A 22972-nucleotide genomic window follows, 5' to 3' on the forward strand; every position below is an offset into this window, starting at 1 on the left:
TCTCCTGTCAGCCGAGCGAGCGGGCGGTGCTGATGACGTTGATGCCATCGAAGCGGGCGGTGGACGAACCGTGCGAGACCGCCGAGACCTGGCTCGGCTGGCCCTTGCCGTCGAAGAACGAGCCACCCAGGCGGTAGTCGCGTTGATCGGCCACGGCGCTGCAGGCATTCCAGAACTCCGGGGTGCGGATCTGGTAGGCCACGTCCTCGAGCATGCGGGTGATGGCGCCGTTCTTGATTTCGTAGAACAGCTGGCCACCGAACTGCGCGTTGTAACGCTGCTGGTCGATGGAGAACGAGCCATCGCCGATGATGTAGATGCCGTTTTCCACGTTCTTGATCAGATCGCTCACGCTCAGCGGCGTCTTGCCGGCGGCCAGCGACACATTGGCCATGCGCTGGAACTGCACGCTCGACCACGAGTCGGCATAGCAGCACCCATCGGAGGCGGTCTTGCCCAGGATATGCGCCTGATCGCGGATGGCCTGGTAGTCCACCAGCTTGCCGTCGCGGATCAGGTCCCACTGCTTGGTCTTGACGCCTTCATCGTCGTAGCCCACCGCACCGAGGCTACCGGGTTGGGTCTTGTCGGCGAGGATATGCACCTTGTCGCTGCCGTACTGGAAACCGGCCTTGAGCTTGTCCAGCGTGGCGAAACTGGTGCCTGCGTAGTTGGCTTCGTAGCCAAGCACGCGGTCCAGCTCCAGCGGGTGGCCCACCGACTCGTGGATGGTGAGCCAGGTGTGCGAGGGATCCAGCACCAGGTCGTACTTGCCCGGCTTGACCGACGGCGCCTTGAGCTTCTCCTGTGCCTGCTTGGCCGCCGCAATCGCATCTTCCTTCATGTCGTAGGACAGGCCGTAATTGACCACGCCGTTGGGCGAGACGAACTTGCCGGAGGCGGCGCCATCGAGATATTCATAGCCCAGCCCCATCGGCGCGGACAACCCATCGCGGGTGCGGAACTTGCCGCTGGCCTTGTCGATGGCCGTCACGCTCATCGGCGCCCAGATGCGGTGCACGTCCTGGTCGATGTAGGAGCCGTCGGTGCTGGCGAAATACTTCTGCTCATTGACCACGAACAGCATCGAGTTGACGAAGTTGGCCCCGGCGGCCGTGGCGGCGGCATTGACGCCGAGCAGCAGATCCACCTTGTCCTTGATCGGCACTTCCATGGCGTTTTTCTTGATCGGCGTCTTCCAGCTCACCTCGCCCACGCCCGGCGTCGGCGCCAGTTGCACCGGCGTGCCCTGCACCTTGGCATTGGCCTTGGCGATTGCCGCCGCCTGCGCGGCGGCCTTGGCCACGCCCTGCTCGGTGAGCTCGTTGGTGGCGGCAAAGCCCCACGCGCCGCCCACGATGACGCGGATGCCGGCGCCGATGGACTCGGTGTTGACCACGTTCTGCACCTTGTCTTCGCGGGTGATCACGAACTGACGCAGGTAGCGGCCGATGCGCACATCGCAATAGCTCGCGCCGGCCTGGCGCGCCGCGTTCAAGCCGGCATCGGCCAGACGCTTCTTGCGGCCTACATCGAAGGGCGTGAGCAACTGCTCGGCGGCAATGGCCTTGCCGAAGTAGGCAGGCACGATCAGCCCGCCCATGGTCAGCCCGGTGAGGGCCAGGAAATCACGTCGCTGCACGGGCAACTCCCCAATAGTCCCGCGCGGCGCGCAGGTGGTGTGGTGACACGCACATGGCTCTGCGCGCGGTATCGGCCGATTCTTGCCGGGCGATGAATGCTGCGTCAAATGACTTTCGGCAGGGGTGCGTGTGCAAACGTTGTGCGCAGGCCGATGGCGTGGCACAACCGGCGTGCATCGAGTGGATGGCGAGCGCGGCTGGCGGTGTGCGATGACTATCGCTGTACGTTGGATGCGCAGATCCATTCCTTAAATCAGGTGCAGAGCGCATGCTCTGCGCGCTCACTGCAGGGTCCTTGCCCGCCCACCATCGCAGGACACGCTGCAAGTACGTCCCTGTAAGCTCCGAGGCGGCATCCATGCCGCCAAGGGTCCCGCGACGGTGAGCAGGCAAGGACCAGTCAAGTTGGTCGGTGTGCAAAGTTTTCAGCAAGCAAACAGCAATGGTCTCGCGCGGTGCTCTCTGTTCTTCAACAAGCAACCAGCGGACTTTCTGGTGCAGTGTCCTCGCCGATTGCGGGACCGTTGGCGGCATGGATGCCGCCATCGAGCCCCCATGGACGGGTTCACGGCGTGTCCCGCAAACGGTGAGGGCACCGCGCGCTCGACTGACCAAGCTTGAAGATAGTTAAGCGACCGCAACAAACACAATCTCAGTGCCTAAATGTGCTGAGCCAACGCAGACAACTCAATCACCACGCAGTCGATCCACCAACCCTCAACCCAACGAACGCGCGGTATTGATCACGTTGATGCCATCGAAGCGCGCGGTGGACGCGCCATGCGACACCGCCGAGACCTGGCTCGGCTGGCCCTTGCCATCGAAGAACGAGCCACCCAGGCGGAAGTCGCGCTCGTCGCACACGGCGCTACAGGCATTCCAGAATTCCGGCGTGCGGATCTGGTAGGCGCCGTCTTCCACCAAGCGGGTGACCTGGCCGTTTTCGATCTCGTAGAACAGCTGCCCGCCGAACTGCGCGTTGTAGCGCTGCTGGTCGATCGAATACGAACCGCGCCCATGGATGTACAAGCCGTGCTCCACGTTCCTGATCATGTCGGCAACCGCCAACGGCGTCCTGCCTGGCGCCAACGACACATTGGGCATGCGCTGGAATTGCACGTTCGACCACGAATCGGCGTAGCTACAGCCATCGGACGCAGTCTTGCCGAGCAGGTGCGCCTGATCGCGCGTGCATTGGTAGTCGACCAGGATGCCGTCCTTCACCAGCTCCCATTGTTTGGTCTTGACGCCCTCATCGTCGTACCCCACCGCACCCAGGCTGCCCGGCTGGGTCTTGTCGGCGACGAAGGTCACTGCATCGCTGCCCCAGCGGTAACCTGCATCGCGCTTGTCCAGGGTGGCGAAACTGGTGCCGGCGTAGTTGGCCTCGTAACCCAGCACGCGATCGAGCTCCAGCGGGTGCCCGACCGACTCATGGATGGTGAGGAACAGATTGCTCGGGTCGATCACCAGATCGTACTTGCCTGCCTTCACCGACGGCGCGGTGAGTTTGGCGCGCGCCTGCCTGGCCGCGGCGATCGCATCTTCGCGCGCATCGTAGCTGTGCCCGTAACCGATCAGCCCGCCTGGCAGCTGGTGCTTCTGGCCGGCATCGCCATCCAGGTATTCGTAGCCCATGCCCATGGGCGAGGACAGCCCATCGCGGGTGCGGAACTTGCCGCTGGCCTTGTCCACTGCAGTGACGGTGAAGGGCAGCCACAACCGGTGCACGTCCTGATCGATGTAGGAGCCATCGCTGCTGGCGAAATATTTTTGCTCATTGATCGCAAACATGCGCGAGGCCACGAAGGTGGCCCCGGCATTGAGCGCAGCTGCATTGACGTCCATCAGCAGTGCCACCTTGTCCTGCAGCGGCACTTCCATGGCGTTCTTCCTGATCGGCGTCTTCCAGCTGACCTGTCCGGCCGGCGTCACCGGCGCCAGCTGCACCGGCGTGCCACCCAAGCGCGCATTCGCCTTGGCAATGGCCACCGCCTGCCGCGTGGCGGTGGCCACGCCATCGCTGGTCAACGTATTGGTGGCCGCAAACCCCCAGGCGCCATCGGCCAGCACGCGCACGCCCACCCCGATGGATTCGGCATTGACCACGTTTTCCACCTGCGCCTCGCGGGTGATCACGAATTGACGCAGATAGCGCCCCACGCGTACGTCGCAATAGCTGGCACCGGCCGCCTTGGCGGTGGTGAGCGCGGCATCTGAAAGGCGCCGGTTGCGTGCTGCATCCCCTGGCGCAAGCAGCTGCTCGGCGGCGATTAGCCGCGTGTTGGGGAGCAGCAGCCCGGCGGCGCCGATGCCGGACAGGGTGAGGAAGGTACGACGGTCCACGTGCGGTCTCTCCAATCGATGCGTGCAGCGCGAGAGGCGCACACCGGCATCCGAGCGTTACCGCGTAGACCGATTTGGTCAAGTGCTAGCGGTGTTCGATCCAAACAGTTCCCTGCAATGCAAACCGAACGTGGCCCGCATAAGCGAACGCGAGCAAGCGTGAATCGTGCGCATGGCGGTGAGCCACGACGCAACCCTGCCTCGGCTGCGGATGTAGCAGCGCTCTAGCGGGGCGTGCGCTGTCTATCGTACGCAGGGAAATTCGACGACACCCTCGAATCACTGCACTGCACTGCACTGCACTGCACTGCACTGCATCTGGGCGCAGGCGCACTACCGGACAGTGTCGGACGGGATGTTGAAGCCGGCACTTCAGCGCAGTCTCAGGGCGTCCCGCTACGGCGGAGCTTTCGGTCCAGTACATAGCCGAGTACGCCGCCCAATGTGATCGGCAGCAACGCGTAAATCGGAATGAAGATCAGCGCCAATGCCGACTGTGCATCGGCGCGTAAATCGAGGGTTGCATGCGCCCAGGCGAGCACACCAAAGCCAAGCAGGCACGGCACCAACAATGCAATCGGACGCCGGTACAAAAAGCTGATGCACAGCAGCGCACCCCAGGCGATCGCATTGAATCCACCCAACAACAGCCAACCACCGAGGCCGACATCCGTGTACTGGCGCAACCACCCCAGTCCGAATGGCAGGCGTGCCGCATACGGCAGCACCACGCCGGCGATCACGAGCAGGAAGCGGGCACTCGCTAAAGTCATTGCAGTCTTCCCTATCTGTCGTTCAAGAGGAAACGCTAGCGCATGCGCGTGAACCGGAGAGGGTCCTACCTTATGAAATCGGTGGGTCGTTCCAGCTGGAATATCGATTCGCCCAAGTCGTCCAGCTTCTTGGCAACGATGGCCTGCGCACGCAGATACCCCGATTGTAGAAATAGGCTCCCACCTCTTCGGTGAAGAAATCCAGCAGAAACTCCGCATCGAAGCGTCCTATCTGCTGCTTCAGTTCCTCGGTGAAATACAGCTGGATCTTACGCGTGATGCCGCCCACTCGCCTTCGCTGAATTTGATCTCGATTATGGATGCTCTGGCTGGCTCAACCGCGGTATCGGGGCGATTTGCGTCGCGACACCGGCAGCTTGGGGCGATTGCCGGCGGTTGAACCCAATCACTTGCTGGTCGGCATCGAGATGAAGGGTCAGATGGCAACCGGCCAGCGGGAAGGCCGCCCTGCCCGAATGTAGTCAAGGTATTCGGACTCGGCAATCCCGAGGTTAGTCCAGCGAGTAGGGTCCGCCGCCAGGAATGTGCTGGCATACGTCACGGCAGCGGCAGCGTCCGCAAAGGTGGCGGCAGGGCACAAGGCCCGTCTGGCTCGAAATATGCGAAGTCATGCAGATCCGAAGAGTCTTCGCTGCCAATGTCCTCGACGTCATACATCCATACCTCGATGCAATCGTTTGCCGGCCGTAGCTCGACATGGCGAACGTATGCTGCATCGACTGGGCTTTTTCCGAGAAATTGCTCGACCGACGTGCTGCGCCGTAATGTGGCTGGAATATCGATCGGCAAAAGATGTCGCATACAGGCTCCCTGCCTTCAAATTGCCGTTGCTCCTCAAGTAAATCGAGCCGCGCCGCGATGCGGCGTCGGCTCGATTGTGCTTACTTGGACTGGCTTGCCGCGCGCTTGAAATAGGCCGTGCGCATCATCGGGTTGCCGTCCTTGAAATACGCTTCGATTTCGGTCATGACCTTGCCGTCGGCACTGACCGTATAGGTGCGGGTGGAGGCCGGGACGCCTTGATACATCAACTGCATCACCAACACGCCGGGCTCGGGCATTTTGACCGCGGCACGGTCCACCAGGTAGGTGCCCGACGCCTGGCCCGGTGTGCCGTCCAGCAGTAGCGTGGATTGCGCCTGCAACTTCGTGTCGTCGTGTTCGACGATTTCGGCAGTGGTTGCCCATTTGTTACCCGGAACCTGCTTGAACTGCAGGACGACACGTTTGGGGCGTACAGCTTCCGGCATCGGCAGGCTGCTGGTGTCCAGCAGCCAGGTTCCGACCAGTGGCGATGGCGTGGTTGATGCGGAGAAGGCGGGGGTGGCCTGCAACAGGACGGCAGCCACCAGTGCAACGCGTGCGGTCTTCATGAGAACTCCCTGATCCAGACGTGATCCTTGCGGTCAGTCGGCCGACTGGTGCAAGGCAGTGCGATTGGAATCGACTTCGCGTAGACCGTCCCACTCCGGCTCCGGCTCGAGGGCGATACTCACTGCTGCCACACGTGGAGTCAAATGACGACCCATGAAGACATGTCGCGCCGGCGGCCCTCGTTTGCCATCGTCTAAAGAGCGCCGCAATCAGCGGGCGCCATGAACCAAGACACCCGCACTAGGCGGGTGTCTTGTGGAATCCAGTTTGCGTGCCTTGCAAGCTGCACCCGCAGCCTTACGCCTTATCGGCATCCAGGTGATATCGCGTCGCTTCGGCCACTTCGTTCTTCGAGCCCAGGAACACCGGTACGCGCTGGTGCAGTTGTGTCGGCTGGATGTCCAGAATGCGTTCGCGTCCGGTGGTGGCGGCGCCGCCGGCCTGTTCCACCAGCATGCTCATCGGGTTGGCTTCGTACATCAGGCGCAGCTTGCCCGGCTTGCCCGGATCCTTCTTGTCCCAGGGGTAGATGAAGATGCCGCCGCGGGTGAGGATGCGGTGCACGTCGGCCACCATGCTGGCGATCCAGCGCATGTTGAAATCCTTGCCGCGTGCGCCGTCCTTGCCGGCCAGCAGGTCGCCCACGTAGGCCTGCATCGCCGGTTCCCAGTGGCGCTGGTTGGACATGTTGATGGCGTATTCGGCGGTGTCTTCGGGCACGCGCATGTTGGCCTGGGTCAGCAGGAAGCTGCCTTCTTCGCGCTCCAGGGTGAAGGCGTGGGTACCGTGGCCCAGCGTGAGCACCAGCATGGTGCTGGGGCCGTAGATGCAGTAGCCGGCGGCGACCTGTTGGGTGCCCGGCTGCAGGAAGTGCTCATCGCCCGGCTTTTCGGTGCCCTTGGGTGCGCGCAACACCGAGAAGATGGTGCCGACCGAAACATTGACGTCGATGTTGGAACTGCCGTCCAAGGGATCGAACAGCAGCAGGAAATCGCCGCTGGGGTATTGGTCGGGCACCGGCTGGCTGTGGTCCATTTCTTCGGACGCGCACGCGGCCAGATGGCCGCCCCAGGCGTTGGCTTCGAGCAGGATGTCGTTGCTGAGCACATCGAGCTTTTTCTGTGCTTCGCCCTGTACGTTGCCGGTGCCGGCATCGCCGAGCACGCCGCCCAGGGCGCCCTTGCTCACGGCGATGGAAATGCGCTTGCAGGCGCGCGAGACGATGGTGATCAGCTGGCGCAATTCCGCATCGATACGGCCGGCGTGTTGCTCTTCGATCAGGAAGCGGGTCAGCGAGGGACGCGACATGGGAACGGGCAGCCTGTGTAGGAAGTGGGCCGCCATTGTCGCCATTGCCGCGTTAGATTTCGATCACTTGATGCGCGGTTTGCATCGCCGGTGATCGAATATGTGCGGATGGCGTGTGATAAGCGGGGGGTTGTCCCGCGCTACCGCATCCAGCACGCCGTGCGTCGTCGGGGCGAGGGTGCAGCAGCAAGCACAAAAAAGCCGGGAGGCTTGCGCGCTCCCGGCTTATGACTTCAGCCGCTGTCGCCGATGGCGCTCCGCGCTGCATTACACCCGGCTGACAGTGGCCACGGCCTGGGCCACGTAGTCCAGGTTGCGCTGGCTCAGTGCGGCCACGCAGATGCGGCCGGTGCCGACGGCGTAGATCGCGAACTCGTCGCGCAGGCGGTCTACCTGGGTCCGGGTCAGGCCCGAGTACGAGAACATGCCGGCCTGGCGCTGGATGAAGTCGAACTCCGGCGCGCCCAGCGTGGCGAGTTTTTCCACCAGCCCAGCGCGCAGGGAATGGATGCGCTCGCGCATTTCGGTCAGTTCCTGCTCCCACAGATCGCGCAGCTCCGGGCTGGTCAGCACGCCGGCCACCAGCGCGGCGCCGTGCGTGGACGGGCTGGAGTAGATCGTGCGGATGATGCGCTTGACCTGCGACTGCACGGCCTTGGCTTCGGCGGCGGTGGCCGAGACCACCGACAGCGCGCCCACGCGCTCGCCATACAGCGAGAACGACTTGGAGTAGGAGCTGGCGACCACGTAGCTGTCGATGCCTTCGGCAGCCAGCAGGCGCACCGCATAGGCATCGGCCTCGATGCCCTGGTCGAAGCCCTGGTAGGCGATGTCGACGAACGGGAACAGGTTGCGTTCCTTCAACAGCCCCGCCACCTGCTTCCACTGTTCGCGGCTCAGGTCTGCGCCGGTGGGGTTGTGGCAGCAGGCGTGCAGCAGCACCACGGTGCCCGGCTCCAGCTTGGCCAGGTCGGCGAGCATGCCGTCGAAGTTCAGGCCATGGCTGGCGGCATCGAAATAGGTGTAATCGACAACCTCGAAGCCGGCCGCGCCGAACACCGCGCGATGGTTTTCCCAGCTGGGGTTGCTGATGGCGATGGTGGCGGTGGGCAGCAGCTTCTTGAGCAGGTCCGCGCCCACGCGCAATGCACCGCTGCCGCCGACGGTCTGCGAGGTCGCCACGCGGCCGGAGGTCACCAGCGCAGAGTCGGCGCCGAACAGCAGCTCCTGGGTGGCCTTGTCGTACGCGGCCAGGCCGTCGATGGGCAGGTAACCGCGCGCTTTGGCGTCCTGCGCGAGCTGCTGCTCGATCTTGTGCACGGCGCGCAACAGCGGGATGCGTCCGTTTTCGTCGTAATAGATGCCCACGCCCAGGTTGACCTTGTTGGGGCGGCTGTCGGCGTTGTAGGCCTCGGTCAGGCCCAGGATGGGGTCGCCTGGAACCTGTTCCACGTTTGCAAAGAAGGACACGGCATGACTCGCTGAAGGACGAAAGAGTGGGGTACTTCCGGATCGTTGACCGCTGTTGGGCCAAACCACTTCATCGTAGCAGCCCATGGCCGGCGTAGCATGCTTCGTTCCGTACGCAACAATGCACTGCCAGTACGGATGAGGGACACTACCTGCATGTCCAGACTCACCTTGTTGGCCGCCGCCTGCGGCCTGTTCGCCACGGGCGCCACATCGCCCGTCCTGGCTGCCGATCCGGTGCCGCCCGCCTCCACGCCGATCCAGCGCCTGCCTGCCGTGCAGGTGGACGCAGCGCGCGTGCGCGGGGTGGACGACTTCGACCTGCCGGCCTCGTTCACCGTGGTGGCGGCCGATGACGACAACCGCCGTGGCGCGCAGGTGTCCGAGCTGCTGGACGGCATCCCCGGCCTGGTGGCGCGCGACCGCCAGAACTACGCGCAGGACACCCAGCTGTCGATCCGCGGCTTCGGCGCGCGCTCCACCTTCGGCGTGCGCGGCGTGCGGCTGTTGGTGGACGGCATCCCGGCCAGCATGCCCGACGGCCAGGGCCAGCTGTCGCACTTCAACGTGCTGGGCGCGCAACGGGTGGAAGTGCTGCGCGGGCCGTTTTCGGCGCTGTACGGCAACTCTTCCGGCGGCGTGCTGCAGCTGTGGAGCGCCGATGGCCAGCCGGACGACCCGTGGCGTCTGCGCGCCACCTATGGCAGCAACGCCACCGCCAACGTCGGTGCGCAATTGCTCGGCCAGCAGGGCGCGGTGCACTACAACGTGGCGGCCAATCGTTTCGACACCGATGGCTTCCGTGCGCATAGCCGCGCCAGGCGCGACTCGGTCAATGCCAAGCTCGGCTTCGATCTGGCCGAGGGCCGCCGGCTGGACCTGGTGCTCAACTATCTGGACGCACCCGATGCCCAGGACCCGCTCGGTCTGACCCGCGCCCAGTTCACTGCCGACCCGGCACAGGCCACGTCGGTGGCCACCCAGTTCGATACCCGCAAGTCGGTGCGCCAGTCGCAGGCAGGCGCCATTTTCACCCAGCAATTGGATAACCAGACGCTGCGCCTGATGGCCTATGGCGGCCAGCGCAGCGTGGAGCAGTTCCTGGCCATTCCGGTGGCGGTGCAGCGCAATCCGCTGCATTCGGGCGGGGTGATCGATCTGGACAGCAATTACGAAGGGGCCGATGCGCGCTGGGCCTGGCAGAGCGAAGCGCTGGGCCGGCCGCTGCAGCTGACCGTGGGCACCAATGTCGACCGCCAGCGCCAGCACCGCACCGGTTACGAGAATTTCGTCGGCGACACACTCGGCATCAAGGGCGCATTGCGCCGCAACCAGCGCGATGAGGTCCAGAACGTGGACCAGTTCGCGCAGCTGTGGTGGCAGTGGAGCGAGCGCTGGTCGGCGCTTCTGGGCGTGCGCCATAGCGATGTGCGCTTCGAATCGGACGACCACTACATCGTGGGCCGCAATCCCGACGACAGCGGCAAGCGCGACTATTCCGCGACCACGCCGGTGGCCGGCATCGTGTTCCGCGCCGACGAGGATCTGCGGTTTTACGCGTCGGTCGGGCGCGGTTTCGAAACGCCCACCTTCAACGAACTGGGGTACCGCAGCGATGGCGGCGCCGGCCTGGCGCTGGACCTGGGCGCGGCCACCAGCCGCAACTACGAAGTGGGCAGCAAGTGGCGCGCGCAAAGCGGCGCGGCGCTGGAATTTGCGGTCTTCCGCGCCGATACCGACGACGAGCTGGCGGTGGCCAGCAATACCAATGGGCGCAGCACCTATCGCAACATCGGCGCCACTCGGCGCCAGGGCGCGGAGCTCAGCTGGCAACAGCCGATCGGTGCCGCCCAGCAGCTGCAGCTGGCCTATACCTTCGTCGATGCCACCGTGCGCGACGGCTACCTCACCTGTGCCAGCAGCGGCTGCGCCACGCCCACCGCACTGGTGGCCAGTGGTTCGCGCCTGCCGGGCGTGCCGCGCCAGCAACTGTTTGCGCGCTGGCAATGGCAGCCGGCGCAATGGCAGTTGGCTGCCGAATCGGTGGCCTCCGGCGCCACCGTGGTCAACGACCTGGCCACCGAACGTGCACCCGGCTACGCCTTGGTGAACCTGGAAGCCTCCCGGCGCTGGACCACCGCGCAGGGCGCATTGCGCGCCTTCGCACGCATCGACAATGTGCTGGACCGGCAGTACGTGGGCTCGGTCATCGTCAACGATGGCAACGGCCGCTACTACGAGCCCGGCCCGGACCGCACCTACACGGTGGGATTGCAGTGGGATTTTGGCGGCTGAGAAACATTCCACGCACCGCACGCCACTATGCACCGTGGCCTTGTAGGAGCGCCCCCGGGCGCGACGAGGCTGTCCGATCAGACCAATCCCTACGCCATACCGCACCAGCATGATCGTCATCGACCACGCCCCTGCCGACTGGTTTCTTCTCTCCGAGGGTGATCGCTCTTGGCTGGATATCAACTGCGCGATCTCGGCCGCCGGCTTTTCGATCCTGCTGCTGTTGGACGCCACCGAGCGTGCCGCCGTGCTGGCAGGCCAGCATGCCGCATGCGCAACGTTGGCGGCCCAAGTTCAAGCCAGGCCACACGACTACGCTGCACGCGACAGCAGCGCGACCGACGGCAAGCGCGTGCTTGCGGCAGTGCGGCAATGGCGTGCGAGAGGAAGTACCGCGGCCGGCTAGTGCGCTATTGCGCGGTGCCGATGGGACTAGCCGATGGCGAGACTGAAGGTTGCGCTGCTGCCTGTACGTGCTCGCAGCGCGTTGCGCTCTGGTAGACAGCCTCCTGCGCGAGTCCGAGCAAGTCGGCGCCGAGCCAGGCACCGTCAGATCGGCATGCTAGCCTCTGCCGCGCATTCACGGCATGGAGCGCAACGATGATGGTCTGCAAGCGAACGGTCATGGTGGCGGCGATGGCGGCCGGCCTGCTGGTCTGCCACGCCGCGTGGGCAGACCACGTGGATATGCGCATCGTGCGCGACTATCCGGCCGGCACTCCGGCCATTGCACAAATCCACGCGTGGTTGCAGCAGCAATCCAGGCTGGGGACGCAGCCCAGGCAAACGCCGCCGCCGGCCGATGCCGCAGCGCTGGGCGCGGTGCGCATCAGCACCGCCATCTTCGATCGTCCGTTGAATACGCGCGCCGATGACATCAGCAACGCCGCGCCGCTGCCCGCACGCGGCCAGCCGCGCGACGAAATCACGATCGACGCCTGTACTGCCGGCCAACGCCATCGTTGGGTCTATTCCTGGGAGCAGTCCGGTCGGAGTGCCGCATGGCAGCTGCGCTCTTACCGGCTACAAACGGCAACCGACTGCCAAGTGCCACCGGAGCAATCCATGGCCATCGGCACGGCAGCAGAGCACGGTGTGACGGTAACTGGCAAACCTTAGCGCGGTTGGCAGCGTCAGCTCGGTGAATGCACAAGCCTGGCAGTCGTGTCACCGCCCGCGTTGCGTTGATTGACTCGACGTGCTTGCCGCGTGCGCTACACGCCTTGCTCTCCTCGCCGATGTTCAGTGTGTCAGTGCCTCACTGGCGAACCTGCGTTGCGACAGATGCCGCAAGCCGGCGGCCAGACGAAACGGCGCGGCATACGCCATTCTGCTGCAGTGCCATCGACGTCAGGCCGATGACGCGCTGCAGCGTATTTTTCGCGGGAATGGCAGGGTCAATCCCGGTTCCACGATGACGCAGCGCAACAGCATCGCACATGACATTGCGCTAGCACTTGCGCGGGTATACACGTTCGCATCGGACCACTTGCCAGGAGATCACGATGAACGCGCAACCTGCCACCAAGCCGCTCAACACCGATCCGCAGTCGATCTTCAAACCGCGCTACGACAACTTCATCGGCGGCAAGTGGGTCGCGCCGAAGGATGGTCAGTATTTCGACAACACCACGCCGATCAACGGCAAGGTCTTTACCTCGATCGCGCGCTCCACCGCTCCGGATATCGAAGCGGCGCTGGATGCTGCGCACGCGGCCAAGGAGGCGTGGGGCAAGACCTCCACCACCGAGCGCTCTAACGTACTGCTCAAGATCGCCGACCGCATCGAACAGAATCTCGAACTGCTCGCGTACGCCGAGACCTGGGACAACGGCAAGCCGGTGCGCGAAACGCTCAATGCCGACGTGCCATTGTGCGTGGACCACTTCCGCTATTTCGCCGGTGCCATCCGCGCGCAGGAAGGCGGTATTTCCGAGATCGACAGCGACACCATCGCGTATCACTTCCACGAACCGTTGGGCGTGGTGGGGCAGATCATTCCGTGGAATTTCCCGCTGCTGATGGCGTGCTGGAAACTCGCGCCGGCGCTTGCCGCCGGCAACTGCGTGGTGATGAAGCCGGCAGAGCAGACGCCGGCTTCGATTTTGGTGTTGATGGAACTCATCGGCGACCTGCTGCCGCCTGGCGTGTTGAACGTGGTCAACGGCTTCGGCCTGGAGGCCGGCAAGCCGCTGGCCAGCAACCCGCGCATCGCCAAGATTGCGTTCACCGGCGAAACCACCACCGGCCGGCTGATCATGCAGTACGCCAGCCAGAACCTGATTCCGGTGACGCTGGAGCTGGGTGGCAAATCGCCCAACATCTTCTTCGCCGATGTGATGGCCGAAGACGACGATTTTCTCGACAAGGCGGTGGAAGGCTTCGTGCTGTTCGCCTTCAATCAAGGCGAAGTGTGTACCTGCCCGTCGCGCGCGCTGATCCAGGAATCCATCTACGACAGGTTCATGGAAAAGGCGCTTGCGCGCGTGGCGGCGATCAAGCAGGGCAATCCGCTCGATCCCAACACCATGGTCGGTGCGCAGGCGTCCAGTGAGCAGCTGGAAAAAATTCTCTCCTACATCGATATCGGCAAGCAGGAAGGTGCGCAAGTGCTGATCGGCGGCGAGCGCAACACGCTCGAGGGCGACCTGGCCGGGGGCTTTTACGTCAAGCCCACGGTGTTCAAGGGGCACAACAAGATGCGCGTGTTCCAGGAGGAGATCTTCGGCCCGGTGGTCTCGGTCACCACCTTCAAGGACGAAGCCGACGCGCTGGCGATCGCCAACGACACGCTATACGGCCTGGGTGCCGGCCTCTGGAGTCGCGACGCTTCGCGCCTGTATCGGATGGGCCGCGCGATCCAGGCTGGCCGCGTGTGGACCAACTGCTATCACGCCTACCCGGCGCATGCTGCATTTGGCGGGTACAAGCAGTCGGGCATCGGCCGCGAAAACCACAAGATGATGCTCGACCACTATCAACAGACCAAGAACCTGTTGGTGAGCTATTCGCCGAAGGCGCTGGGGCTTTTCTAACGGCAGCTGCGTGGCTGACCGCCTCGATGTTTGCGCACACGAAAGCCAGCCGGGCTTGTTCTGCTGCACCATCGATGCAAAGGCATGCACACGGTGTCCGCGTGCATGCACGCCCGCACATAGCGGCAGGGTATGGTGCTCGACAAGGCGGCCGGAGCGGCCGCAGGAGTTAGCCGATGCAAGACAGCACCACGCGCACTGAGCTGCCGGCCCAGGTAACGGCCACGCTGGCGGCACTGCAGCTGATCGACAAGCTGCGTGCCCAGCATGGCGATGTGTTGTTCCACCAATCCGGCGGCTGCTGCGATGGGTCTTCGCCGATGTGTTTTGCGGTCGGCGAATTCATCGTCGGCGACCGCGACGTCTTGCTGGGCGAGATCGGCGGCGCGCCGTTCTACATCAGCGCGCCGCAATTCGAATACTGGAAGCACACCCAGCTCATCATCGATGTGGTGCCGGGGCGCGGTGGCATGTTTTCGCTGGAAAATGGGGAAGGTGTGCGCTTCCTGGTGCGGTCGCGGCTGTTTGATGATGATGAATTCACACGGTTGCAGCAGGCCGGCCGGGCGTGAGCCACGCGGTGAGATTTGCCCCGTGATCACGGATCGGCCTGGTGCAGGTTGGTTTGTGTTTCAACCCACGCTTTCAGCCAGAGACCCGCCAGGAACACCTCTTCAGTCATCGGTCCCCGTCGATGGCGCGCTTCCCGGCTTCTTGGCCGGCGTCTGGTCATCGGCAGGAATCAGGCGCCCGGGCGCATCGCCGGCGCCGCGGTCTTCATAGTGTTCGGCGTCGCGCTTGCCGTGTTGTTCGCCCGGCTGGGTGGGTTGGTCGCGTAACGGGTCGCGGGACATGGTGGACTCCTGACAGCAAGATGGGCGAGCAGTTCACCGCGCCTGCGGTGAAGGGCACGCAAATCGCGCAATGCAAGCGAATTTCTCACGCATGGCTCACGGCAGCGGCGTTACTGATGTCAGCCCCCATGCCGCACCGTGGAGCCGCCCATGCGCCCCCAGGATCGCCGTCCCGACCGTCGCCTGTTCAGTGCCCATGTCGAGCCCGCTCCGCCCAGGCGCGCGCCGCGCAAGTCACGCATGCCGGATACGGCTGGCGTGGCGCAGGATTTCCATTGCTACAGCCTGGCCGACTACCAGCGCCGCCGCCGGCGTGGCGGGCCCACCTGGCGCGATTTATCGCCGGCCTATGCGTTTGCGCGGATCACCCACGCTGCCGATTGGCCGCGCGGGGCCGATATCGATTGCGAGCAGGCCCTGGCTGCGCAGTGGGACAGCATGCGTGGAGCCTCGCGACTGGACTGGCCGCATGTGCGCGACATTGTCGAAGATGCCTGGCTGGCCCTGGACCACATTCCCGAAGCCGCAATTCATGGAGCAGCGCACTGATGGCACGACCGATCTGGACCGGCACCCTTTCCTTCGGCTTGCTCAACGTGCCGGTGTCGTTGATGTCGGGCGAGCGCAAGGTGGATCTGCATTTCCGGATGCTGGATTCGCGCGACAAAAAACCGATCCGCTTCGAACGCGTCAATGCCGACACCGGCGATGAGGTGCCGTGGAAGGAGATCGTCAAGGCATTCGAATACGACAAGGGCAGCTACGTCATCGTCGAAGAACAGGATATCCGCTCTGCGGCGCCGGAAAGCCATGAAACGGTCGAGGTGGAAACCTTTGTCGATGCAGCCGACATCGACCCACGCTATTTCGAAAAGCCCTACATCCTGGTGCCGGGCAAGAAGGCCGAAAAGGGGTACGTGCTGTTGCGCGAAACCTTGCGCGACACCGGCAAGGTAGGCATTGCCAAGGTGGTGATCCGCACCCGCGAGTATCTGGCGGCGGTGATGCCGCAGGGCGATGCATTGATCCTGTTGTTGCTGCGTTATCAGCAGGAGGTGGTGGACCCGCAGGACTTCAAGCTGCCGGCCGGTGCGGTGGGCGAGTACCGCATCACGCCCAAGGAACAGGAGATGGCAAAGCAGCTGATCGAGTCGATGTCCGGCACCTGGCAGCCGGAGGATTACCACGACGAATTCCGCGGCAAGCTGGAAAAGATCTTGCGCAAGCGCATCCAGGAAAAGGGCGGCACGACCACCGTGGACGTGGAACCCCCTCAACACGAAGACGCCACCACCAACGTGGTGGACTTCATGTCGTTGCTGCAGAAGAGCCTGCAGGCCAATACGCGCACGCCAGCCAAGAAATCCAGCACGGCCGAAACGGCAAGCGCACCTGCAAAGAAAGCGGCGACCAAGAAAGCGGCGAAGAAAGCCGTCAGGAAGACCGCAGGCAAGGCGGCCAAGAAGACTGCCGCCAAGACGGCCGCGCCCAGGCGCAAGGCGGGATAGGCGGGGGCGCAGCACGGACGGTACGGGCGGCATGCCCGCCTGTCGGCGCGCGCTTGGCCGCGAATGGTGAGGCACTTTCTGTCAGCTGCCTGGCGAACCGCTCACAGCGCTCGATCACGCGCTACGGTCTTGCGGCGTCAAGGCGAGATCGTCTCTGCCCGCTCGCGCGTCACCCGGCTCAGCGCGTCGGCGCTGATCTCGGCGATGGAATGCGTGCCGGTCAGCGTCATCGCCACGCGCATTTCCTTTTCGATCAGGGTCAGCAGGTTTTCCACGCCGGCCTGCCCGGCGGCCGCCAGCGCGTAGACGAACGCGCGGCCCAGCAATACCGCATCGGCACCGAGCGCGAGCATGCGCACCACATCCAGCCCGCTGCGGATGCCCGAATCGGCCAGAATCTTCAGTTCGCCCTTTACCGCATCGGCAATGGCCGGCAGCGCGCGTGCGCTGGACAGCACGCCGTCGAGCTGACGGCCGCCGTGGTTGGAGACCACGATGCCGTCGGCGCCGAAGCGCACCGCATCGCGTGCGTCCTCCGGGTCCAGGATGCCCTTGATCACCATCGGCCCGGTCCAGAATTCGCGGATCCATTCCAGGTCTTTCCAGGCAATGGACGGGTCGAAGTTGGCGCCCAGCCAGCCGATGTAATCCTGCAGGCCGGTGGGGCTGCCGCGGTAGGCGGAGATGTTGCCCAGATCGTGCGGCCTGCCGAGCAAGCCCACGTCCCACGCCCAGCGGGGGTGCGTCACTGCCTGCAGCATGCGCCGCAGCGAGGCATTGGGCCCGCTCATGCCCGAGTGCGCATCGCGGTAGCGCGCGCCCGGCGTGGGCATGTCCACGGTGAACACCAGCGTGGTCACGCCCGCGGCCTTGGCCCGTTCCAGCGCATTGCGCATGAAGCCACGGTCCTTGAGCACATAGAGCTGGAACCACATCGGCCGTTCGATGGCCGGCGCCACTTCTTCGATCGGGCACACCGACACCGTGGACAGGGTGAAGGGAATACCGCGCGCGGCCGCCGCACGCGCAGCCTGCACTTCGCCGCGGCGTGCATACATGCCGGTGAGGCCGACCGGCGCCAATGCCACCGGCATCGCCAGGGTTTCGCCGAACAGCTCGGTGCTCAGGCGCAGATCCGACATATTGCGCAGCACCCGCTGGCGCAGCGCTACATCGGCCAGGTCCGAGACATTGCGCCGCAAGGTGTGCTCGGCATACGCGCCGCCATCGATGTAATGGAACAGGAAGGGCGGCAGGCGTGCTTGCGCAGCGGCGCGGTAGTCGGAAGCGGCGGAAATGATCATCGAAGAGGGGACGGCAGCGGCGGGGAGCGGCCGAGTGTAAGACGATCCATCCAAGACGGCACGGCACCGGGGCAGCGAGTCGGCACTCTAGGTCTGGATGTGGCTCGACGCAGTGCCATGCCCGTTGCTGTGCGCCCGCCTAGGCGGGCGCAAAATGCCCGTGAAACCCTAGCGGTAGCGCGTACGGAAGCCATGCCTGGGCCACCGGCCCGGCATCGATATGTCGTGCGTCCAGCACCATCAGCCCGGTGCGGCCGCGGCGGGTGTCCAGCACGGTGCCGACCAACCAGCCATCGTCTGGGCGGTCGCTGCCGGGCCTGGGGACGAACACATGTTCCTCGGCCAGCACGTCCGGCCCGTAGCGATGCACCTGGCGGCGGTCGCGTTCCAGGTCATAGCCGGCCACGGCATTGAGGAACGGCGAGTTGTCGGGCCCATCGATGCATGGCGCATACAGGCGTGCGCCGGTGGTGGTCGGGGTGCGGAGGTCGTACAACGGCAATTCCAGATTATCCACCGGATGCGGCTGCCAGTGCGCGCGGCCGTTGCTCAGGTCCAGATGCAGGCTGCGCAGTTGCACCTGTGATGGTGCGGCCGCCGGGTCGCCGTGCATGGCCGCACGCATTGGCGAGCGCGCCTGCTCCGGATCGTCGTACACGATGGCGCGCACCACGATGCGGTCGCGATGCGCATAGGCGTCGGCAAAGTGGTATGCCACCGCAAAGTCGGCTTCAAACCAGCGTGGTTGGTCCAACGCATCCTTGGGCACCACCGCAATCCGCGATGGCGCTTCGGGCGTAAAGCGCAGTCTTTCGAAGAACGCGCCCTCGCCGTCCAGCCGGCGGTACGGCGCCATGACCAGAATCAAATGCCGATCTGTCATGGCAAAGCTGTGCATATAGCCGGGGGCGTCGGTGTGCAGCAGCTGCACGTGACGCAACGTGGCATCTGCGCCCAGGTGCCAGAGCACCACGCCGCTGGCGCCTGCCGCATTGATTGAGCCGAAGTTCCATGCGCTGCCGTCGCGGTCGATCAATGGGTGTGCGGAAAACGGCATCGCAGCCAGATCGTCGCGCCAGGTCACCGGGCCGAGCGTGCGCAACGCATCCGGATCCAGCTCGATCGCCGATCCCGCTTCCCATAATGCGAACAACCGGCCATTGAGCATCGCCACCGAGGTATTGGCGGTGTTGACGTCGTCGTTATTGCGGACCGGCTGCATGTCGGGCACGGGGTGCCAGCGGCGCGATACAGAAAACGCCCGGCCTGCTGTTCCTGGGTGAATTTATGCGTCGCCACCATGCGCCCGACGTGCTGCACCTGGGTGCCGCCCAGCTGCCAGCGATGCACCATGCCATCGCCATCGAACCAGTGTTCGTAGCGGAACCCGGCGCGCTCGGTCCAGGCCGGGCCATTGCGATACAGGCTGCCTGCCAGTCCTTCGGGAAGCTTGCCCTGCACTGCCGTGGTGGTCGGCCCGAAGGTGGGGCTGGTCACGCTGCGCCAGCCCAGCAGCCACGGTGTGCGCTGCACCTGTGTATGAAACGCTGCCGCTTCTGCGGCGTGTGCAGGCAGACTGCGTAACATCCAGCTGCCGAGCGCAGCGCTGCCGCCGGCGGCCAACAGGGATTGCAGAAAGCGACGACGGTGCATGGCAGCGCTCCTATCGCGTGCCGGTGTCAGCGCATTTGCACGCTGATGCGCTTCCCGCTGGCCGGCAGGTCGAAGACGATCTCGTCCAAGCCAGGCTTGCGCATGCCGGTGGGGTTGTTGCTGAAGCCGTATCCTTCCACCGGCATGCCGATCAGGTTGGTGTCCAGCTTGCCGTTGGCGTTTTCGTCGTGATTGATCATCACGGCATAACGGCCGGGCGGAAGATTCTTGAACTGGATGTGCGGTGTGCTGCTGGTGATTGGCAGCGTCTGCGCTTGCACCGGCGGCTGTGCACTGTCCAGTTGTGCGGCCGAGGCGATCACCGCGATGCGCAGCTTGCCTTGTTGCGAACGCAAGCCGCTGACGTCCACGTTCAGGTCGGCGGCGTGCACGCCGGCGCTGCCGAGCAGCCATGCGAGCGCAACAACGGGATAGGGACGGGCGAGCATGCAACTCTCCTGGCAACGATAGGGATGCGACGCGGTGAGACCGATCGTACGCAGCGTATCCACCTTGCTGCGCTGGCGGCCGTCGCAGATCGGACCGTGAGGGGTCGCCCATACTTGCAGCAGCACGCCAGGTTGCATGTCGTGTGGGCCGAACCTGGGTGCAAGCAGACGAAGCACTGCCTGGCATCCATGCGCGACGCCGCTGCTGTCTGCGCCGTCACCACACCAGCGGCAGCAGGCGCCGGCTCTGCTTCGCATACGCCGGGTAAGCCACCGGGAAGGCGCGCTGCAACGCGGCCTCTTCGATGCGAATGCGGTACAGGAAGACCCAGGTCACCGGCACCACGATCGCCATCACCGACAACGCATTGCCCATGCCCAGCGCCAGCCCGTAAAACGCCAGCAGCGCGCCGGTGTACGACGGGTGCCGCAGCCAGCGATACGGACCGCGACGCACCAACTGGTGATCGGGCTGGATGGTCACGTCCACCGTGAACCAGCGCGCCAGCACCTGGATGGCCCACACGCGCAACGCCAGCCCGCTGCCGATCAAGGCGCAGCCGGCCCACTGCAGCGGCCCCGCCCAACCCAGCGGCCAGTGCGCCAGGCCGCTGTAGGCCAGCATCACTGCAACGGCCACCGCCGCAGACAACACGCGCCACAGGTATTTCAGGGTGCCTTGATCGTGCGCGCCACCATCGCCGGCGCGGCGACGGCGGCTGAGCAGCAGCTCATAGCCACCCCAGACCAGATTGAGCGCGATGAACAGACTGGAAGCGGACATGGTGTGACTCCTTGGCAACGCGGTGAGTGGATGAGGCCAGTCTGCGCGCGCACTGCACCCATACCAGGGGCCGCAGGTCATCGATCCCACCTGCCAGAAGTCACCTTCTGCCTGCGCACCATTGCCGAGCGCCTGCATGGCGGTCAGCATCGCCGCATGAACTCTTCCTTCCGCCACCTGTTGCACCCCCTGCGCCTGGCCGCTGCGTTCACCATTGCCGCGGTCGCGCTGTCGTTCATGCCCGATGCGTCTGCCTACGGTGCCTGGCGCTGGGGCGCGCTGGCCGGCTTTACCGCATTGTTCGTGGTGCACACCGTGTTGCCGCAAACGCATGCATTGCGCACGGTGGCCACCCTGCTGCAAGCGGCGTTGGCCTTGCTGCTGGTCTGGATGGAGCCGCATGCCGGCACCGCGCCGGTCCTGCTGGTGATGCTGGTGGCGCAGGCGGGCATGACCTGGCCGCCGTTGCGCGTGCTGCTGCTGGCGCTGGTGTTGAACGCGGGCATGTACGCGGTGCTAGTGCACGCCGGCTTCGATCGGGCCTTGTTGATCGTGAGCATCTATGCCGGCTTCCAGGCCTTTGCCGCACTCACCGCGCATTACGCCCGCAGTGCCGAGCGGGCGCGCGACACCTTGGCCTACGTCAACGCCGATCTGCTGGCCACCCGCGCGCTGCTGGCCGACAGTGCGCGCGATGCCGAGCGTTTGCGGCTGGCGCGCGAGTTGCACGATGTGGCCGGGCACAAGCTCACCGCCATGCGCATCAACCTGCGCCTGCTCAGCGCCGACCCGGCCCTGGCGCAGCGCAACGAGGTGGCGGTGGTGGAGCAGTTATCGGCCGAACTGCTGTCGGACATCCGCAACGTGGTGCAATCGCTGCGCGACGACCAGGGCCTGGACCTGCAGACCGCCTTGCGCGCGCTGGCCGCCCCGTTCCCGCGCCCGACGCTGCGCCTGCAGATCGATGCCGACGTGCGTGTCACCGATGCGCGCGTGGCCGAGCTGCTGCTGCGGCTGGTGCAGGAAGCGCTGACCAATGCCGTGCGGCATGCCGACGCCGATGAAGTGGCCGTGCACCTGCATTGCGTAGGCGCACAGTTGCACGTGGACATCTGCGACGATGGCCGCCGCGCCGAGCGCATCCGCGAAGGCAACGGCATTACCGGCATGCGCGAACGCCTGGCCGCATTGCATGGCCAGCTGGACCTTGGCCGCACACCCACAGGCGGCATGCACCTGATTGCGAGACTACCGGTATGAGTTCACGTCGTATTGCCCTGGCCGACGACCAGATCCTGGTGCGCGCCGGCTTGCGCGCGTTGTTGCAGCAGCAGGGCGTGGAGGTGGTGTGCGAGGCCGACGACGGCCAGGGCGTGCTGGATGCGCTGGCCATCCATACGGTGGACGTGGTGCTCAGCGACATCCGCATGCCCGGCCTGGACGGCATCCAGGCACTGGAGCAGCTGCGCGCCCGCGGCGACCGCACCCCCGTGCTGCTGCTCACCACCTTCGACGACAGCGACCTGCTGCTACGCGCCAGCGAGGCCGGCGCACAGGGCTTCCTGCTCAAGGACGCCGCCCCGGAAGACCTGCGCGAGGCGATCGAGCGCGTTGCCGCAGGCGACACCCTGCTGCAGCCGGTCAGCACCGACCCGGTGCGCGCCCGCTACCAGTTCCGCGACCAGCAGGCCCCGCGGGAGACCTTCAACGAACGCGAGGTGGCGATCTTGCGCCTGCTGGCCGGCGGCTATTCGAACAAGGAAATCGCCCGCACCCTGTTCCTGGCAGAAGGCACGGTGAAGAACTACGTCTCTACCATCCTGGAAAAGCTGGGCACCCGCGACCGCACCCGGGCGGTGTTGAAGGCGATCACGTTGCGGGTGATTTGAGGGCGGGGAATCGGGAATCGGGATTTGGGATTCGAGATTGGGGATTCGGAAAAGCGGGCAGGTGGGGACCGGATCGGAAAGCCCTAGAGCAAGGGAATCTAAGCCCCTCTCCCTCCGGGAGAGGGGTTGGGGTGAGGGTACGGCGGAAGACAGCCACCTCGGACAAGCTCAGCCGTGGCCTTAACTTGCAGTCGGCCTCACCGGCCGATCCCGCCTTGCATCCCAGAACAGTGCGCAGCCTTGCACCGTCATCCTGCAACTACGCG

The 22972-nt window shown here is 64.9% G+C and carries 21 protein-coding genes and 1 pseudogene; 9 read left to right on the top strand and 13 right to left on the bottom strand.

Going from position 1 to position 22972, the window contains the following annotated elements:
- Window positions 1-7: 7 nt before the first annotated feature.
- The 8 genes from HLH45_RS05225 to HLH45_RS05260 all read right to left on the bottom strand — a co-directional run bounded on the left by HLH45_RS05225 (window position 8) and on the right by HLH45_RS05260 (window position 8935).
- The gene (locus HLH45_RS05225) at window positions 8-1642 is read right to left on the bottom strand and encodes a TldD/PmbA family protein (protein WP_031420524.1); all 1635 of its coding nucleotides are present in this window, start codon (window positions 1640-1642) and stop codon (window positions 8-10) included.
- A 718-nt stretch (window positions 1643-2360) separates the two neighbouring features.
- A complete protein-coding gene (locus HLH45_RS05230; RefSeq protein ID WP_008573988.1) occupies window positions 2361-3989 on the bottom strand; it encodes a TldD/PmbA family protein in 1629 nt (542 codons plus the stop codon).
- A 383-nt stretch (window positions 3990-4372) separates the two neighbouring features.
- A complete protein-coding gene (locus HLH45_RS05235; protein WP_011345843.1) occupies window positions 4373-4762 on the bottom strand; it encodes a hypothetical protein in 390 nt (129 codons plus the stop codon).
- Window positions 4763-4832: 70 nt separating this feature from the next.
- Entirely contained in the window at window positions 4833-5051 is a 219-nt protein-coding gene (locus HLH45_RS05240; protein WP_008573984.1) for a DUF2164 domain-containing protein, read from the bottom strand.
- Between the two features lie 269 nt (window positions 5052-5320).
- Complete coding sequence (locus HLH45_RS05245; protein WP_228996780.1) at window positions 5321-5584, bottom strand: hypothetical protein; 264 nt, start codon at window positions 5582-5584, stop codon at window positions 5321-5323.
- Between the two features lie 80 nt (window positions 5585-5664).
- Window positions 5665-6132: a hypothetical protein gene (locus HLH45_RS05250; protein WP_029818163.1), complete on the bottom strand. Its 468-nt coding sequence runs from the start codon at window positions 6130-6132 to the stop codon at window positions 5665-5667.
- A 322-nt stretch (window positions 6133-6454) separates the two neighbouring features.
- The gene (locus HLH45_RS05255; protein ID WP_008573980.1) at window positions 6455-7465 is read right to left on the bottom strand and encodes a class 1 fructose-bisphosphatase; all 1011 of its coding nucleotides are present in this window, start codon (window positions 7463-7465) and stop codon (window positions 6455-6457) included.
- A gap of 267 nt (window positions 7466-7732) precedes the next feature.
- On the bottom strand, window positions 7733-8935 hold the full coding sequence (locus HLH45_RS05260) for an amino acid aminotransferase (RefSeq protein ID WP_008573979.1): 1203 nt from the start codon (window positions 8933-8935) through the stop codon (window positions 7733-7735).
- Between the two features lie 156 nt (window positions 8936-9091).
- On the opposite strand from HLH45_RS05260, the gene HLH45_RS05265 reads away from it, so the two are divergent.
- The 5 genes from HLH45_RS05265 to HLH45_RS05285 all read left to right on the top strand — a co-directional run bounded on the left by HLH45_RS05265 (window position 9092) and on the right by HLH45_RS05285 (window position 14837).
- On the top strand, window positions 9092-11230 hold the full coding sequence (locus HLH45_RS05265; protein ID WP_008573967.1) for a TonB-dependent receptor family protein: 2139 nt from the start codon (window positions 9092-9094) through the stop codon (window positions 11228-11230).
- Between the two features lie 109 nt (window positions 11231-11339).
- Window positions 11340-11636: a hypothetical protein gene (locus HLH45_RS05270; RefSeq protein ID WP_008573961.1), complete on the top strand. Its 297-nt coding sequence runs from the start codon at window positions 11340-11342 to the stop codon at window positions 11634-11636.
- 194 nt (window positions 11637-11830) lie between these two features.
- Window positions 11831-12349, top strand: coding sequence for a hypothetical protein (locus HLH45_RS05275; protein WP_014088935.1), 519 nt, complete (start codon window positions 11831-11833; stop codon window positions 12347-12349).
- 386 nt (window positions 12350-12735) lie between these two features.
- A complete protein-coding gene (gene adh / locus HLH45_RS05280; protein WP_008573955.1) occupies window positions 12736-14265 on the top strand; it encodes an aldehyde dehydrogenase in 1530 nt (509 codons plus the stop codon).
- Window positions 14266-14441: 176 nt separating this feature from the next.
- Window positions 14442-14837 (top strand): DUF779 domain-containing protein, encoded by a 396-nt coding sequence (locus tag HLH45_RS05285; RefSeq protein WP_008573953.1) that lies wholly within the window; start codon window positions 14442-14444, stop codon window positions 14835-14837.
- Window positions 14838-14939: 102 nt separating this feature from the next.
- Here the strand turns inward: HLH45_RS05285 and HLH45_RS05290 are convergent, their stop codons facing one another.
- Window positions 14940-15119 (bottom strand): hypothetical protein, encoded by a 180-nt coding sequence (locus HLH45_RS05290; protein WP_008573948.1) that lies wholly within the window; start codon window positions 15117-15119, stop codon window positions 14940-14942.
- A gap of 150 nt (window positions 15120-15269) precedes the next feature.
- Here HLH45_RS05290 and HLH45_RS05295 point away from each other — a divergent pair, with 150 nt between their 5' ends.
- Window positions 15270-15668 carry a hypothetical protein gene (locus HLH45_RS05295; protein WP_033478792.1) on the top strand — a complete coding sequence of 133 codons (399 nt, stop codon included), beginning with the start codon at window positions 15270-15272 and terminating at the stop codon, window positions 15666-15668.
- Window positions 15668-16627, top strand: coding sequence for a non-homologous end joining protein Ku (ku, locus tag HLH45_RS05300; protein WP_008573931.1), 960 nt, complete (start codon window positions 15668-15670; stop codon window positions 16625-16627). The genes HLH45_RS05295 and ku overlap by 1 nt, the downstream gene beginning before the upstream one ends.
- Window positions 16628-16764: 137 nt before the next feature.
- Here the strand turns inward: ku and lldD are convergent, their stop codons facing one another.
- The 4 genes and pseudogenes from lldD to HLH45_RS05320 all read right to left on the bottom strand — a co-directional run bounded on the left by lldD (window position 16765) and on the right by HLH45_RS05320 (window position 20817).
- On the bottom strand, window positions 16765-17931 hold the full coding sequence (gene lldD, locus HLH45_RS05305) for an FMN-dependent L-lactate dehydrogenase LldD (RefSeq protein WP_008573929.1): 1167 nt from the start codon (window positions 17929-17931) through the stop codon (window positions 16765-16767).
- 139 nt (window positions 17932-18070) lie between these two features.
- Window positions 18071-19584: pseudogene (locus tag HLH45_RS05310) on the bottom strand (carotenoid oxygenase family protein).
- A gap of 26 nt (window positions 19585-19610) precedes the next feature.
- Entirely contained in the window at window positions 19611-20033 is a 423-nt protein-coding gene (locus HLH45_RS05315) for a DUF2141 domain-containing protein (RefSeq protein ID WP_031420540.1), read from the bottom strand.
- 217 nt (window positions 20034-20250) lie between these two features.
- A complete protein-coding gene (locus HLH45_RS05320) occupies window positions 20251-20817 on the bottom strand; it encodes a methyltransferase family protein (protein WP_008573922.1) in 567 nt (188 codons plus the stop codon).
- 60 nt (window positions 20818-20877) lie between these two features.
- On the opposite strand from HLH45_RS05320, the gene HLH45_RS05325 reads away from it, so the two are divergent.
- On the top strand, window positions 20878-22077 hold the full coding sequence (locus tag HLH45_RS05325; RefSeq protein WP_033478795.1) for a sensor histidine kinase: 1200 nt from the start codon (window positions 20878-20880) through the stop codon (window positions 22075-22077).
- Entirely contained in the window at window positions 22074-22706 is a 633-nt protein-coding gene (locus HLH45_RS05330; protein WP_008573919.1) for a response regulator transcription factor, read from the top strand. The genes HLH45_RS05325 and HLH45_RS05330 overlap by 4 nt, the downstream gene beginning before the upstream one ends.
- Window positions 22707-22972: the final 266 nt, after the last annotated feature.

The sequence above is a fragment of the Xanthomonas euvesicatoria genome, from assembly GCF_013112235.1.
GTDB classification, from domain to species: domain Bacteria; phylum Pseudomonadota; class Gammaproteobacteria; order Xanthomonadales; family Xanthomonadaceae; genus Xanthomonas; species Xanthomonas euvesicatoria.

Excerpts from the sequence above, each read along its gene's own strand:
- HLH45_RS05235 (WP_011345843.1), bottom strand. The coding sequence starts at position 4,762 with ATGACTTTAGCGAGTGCCCGCTTCCTGCTCGTGATCGCCGGCGTGGTG.
- HLH45_RS05245 (WP_228996780.1), bottom strand. The coding sequence starts at position 5,584 with ATGCGACATCTTTTGCCGATCGATATTCCAGCCACATTACGGCGCAGC.
- HLH45_RS05255 (WP_008573980.1), bottom strand. The coding sequence starts at position 7,465 with ATGTCGCGTCCCTCGCTGACCCGCTTCCTGATCGAAGAGCAACACGCC.
- HLH45_RS05265 (WP_008573967.1), top strand. The coding sequence starts at position 9,092 with ATGTCCAGACTCACCTTGTTGGCCGCCGCCTGCGGCCTGTTCGCCACG.
- HLH45_RS05270 (WP_008573961.1), top strand. The coding sequence starts at position 11,340 with ATGATCGTCATCGACCACGCCCCTGCCGACTGGTTTCTTCTCTCCGAG.
- HLH45_RS05275 (WP_014088935.1), top strand. The coding sequence starts at position 11,831 with ATGATGGTCTGCAAGCGAACGGTCATGGTGGCGGCGATGGCGGCCGGC.
- adh (WP_008573955.1), top strand. The coding sequence starts at position 12,736 with ATGAACGCGCAACCTGCCACCAAGCCGCTCAACACCGATCCGCAGTCG.
- HLH45_RS05285 (WP_008573953.1), top strand. The coding sequence starts at position 14,442 with ATGCAAGACAGCACCACGCGCACTGAGCTGCCGGCCCAGGTAACGGCC.
- HLH45_RS05290 (WP_008573948.1), bottom strand. The coding sequence starts at position 15,119 with ATGTCCCGCGACCCGTTACGCGACCAACCCACCCAGCCGGGCGAACAA.
- HLH45_RS05295 (WP_033478792.1), top strand. The coding sequence starts at position 15,270 with ATGCGCCCCCAGGATCGCCGTCCCGACCGTCGCCTGTTCAGTGCCCAT.
- ku (WP_008573931.1), top strand. The coding sequence starts at position 15,668 with ATGGCACGACCGATCTGGACCGGCACCCTTTCCTTCGGCTTGCTCAAC.
- lldD (WP_008573929.1), bottom strand. The coding sequence starts at position 17,931 with ATGATCATTTCCGCCGCTTCCGACTACCGCGCCGCTGCGCAAGCACGC.
- HLH45_RS05315 (WP_031420540.1), bottom strand. The coding sequence starts at position 20,033 with ATGCTCGCCCGTCCCTATCCCGTTGTTGCGCTCGCATGGCTGCTCGGC.
- HLH45_RS05320 (WP_008573922.1), bottom strand. The coding sequence starts at position 20,817 with ATGTCCGCTTCCAGTCTGTTCATCGCGCTCAATCTGGTCTGGGGTGGC.
- HLH45_RS05330 (WP_008573919.1), top strand. The coding sequence starts at position 22,074 with ATGAGTTCACGTCGTATTGCCCTGGCCGACGACCAGATCCTGGTGCGC.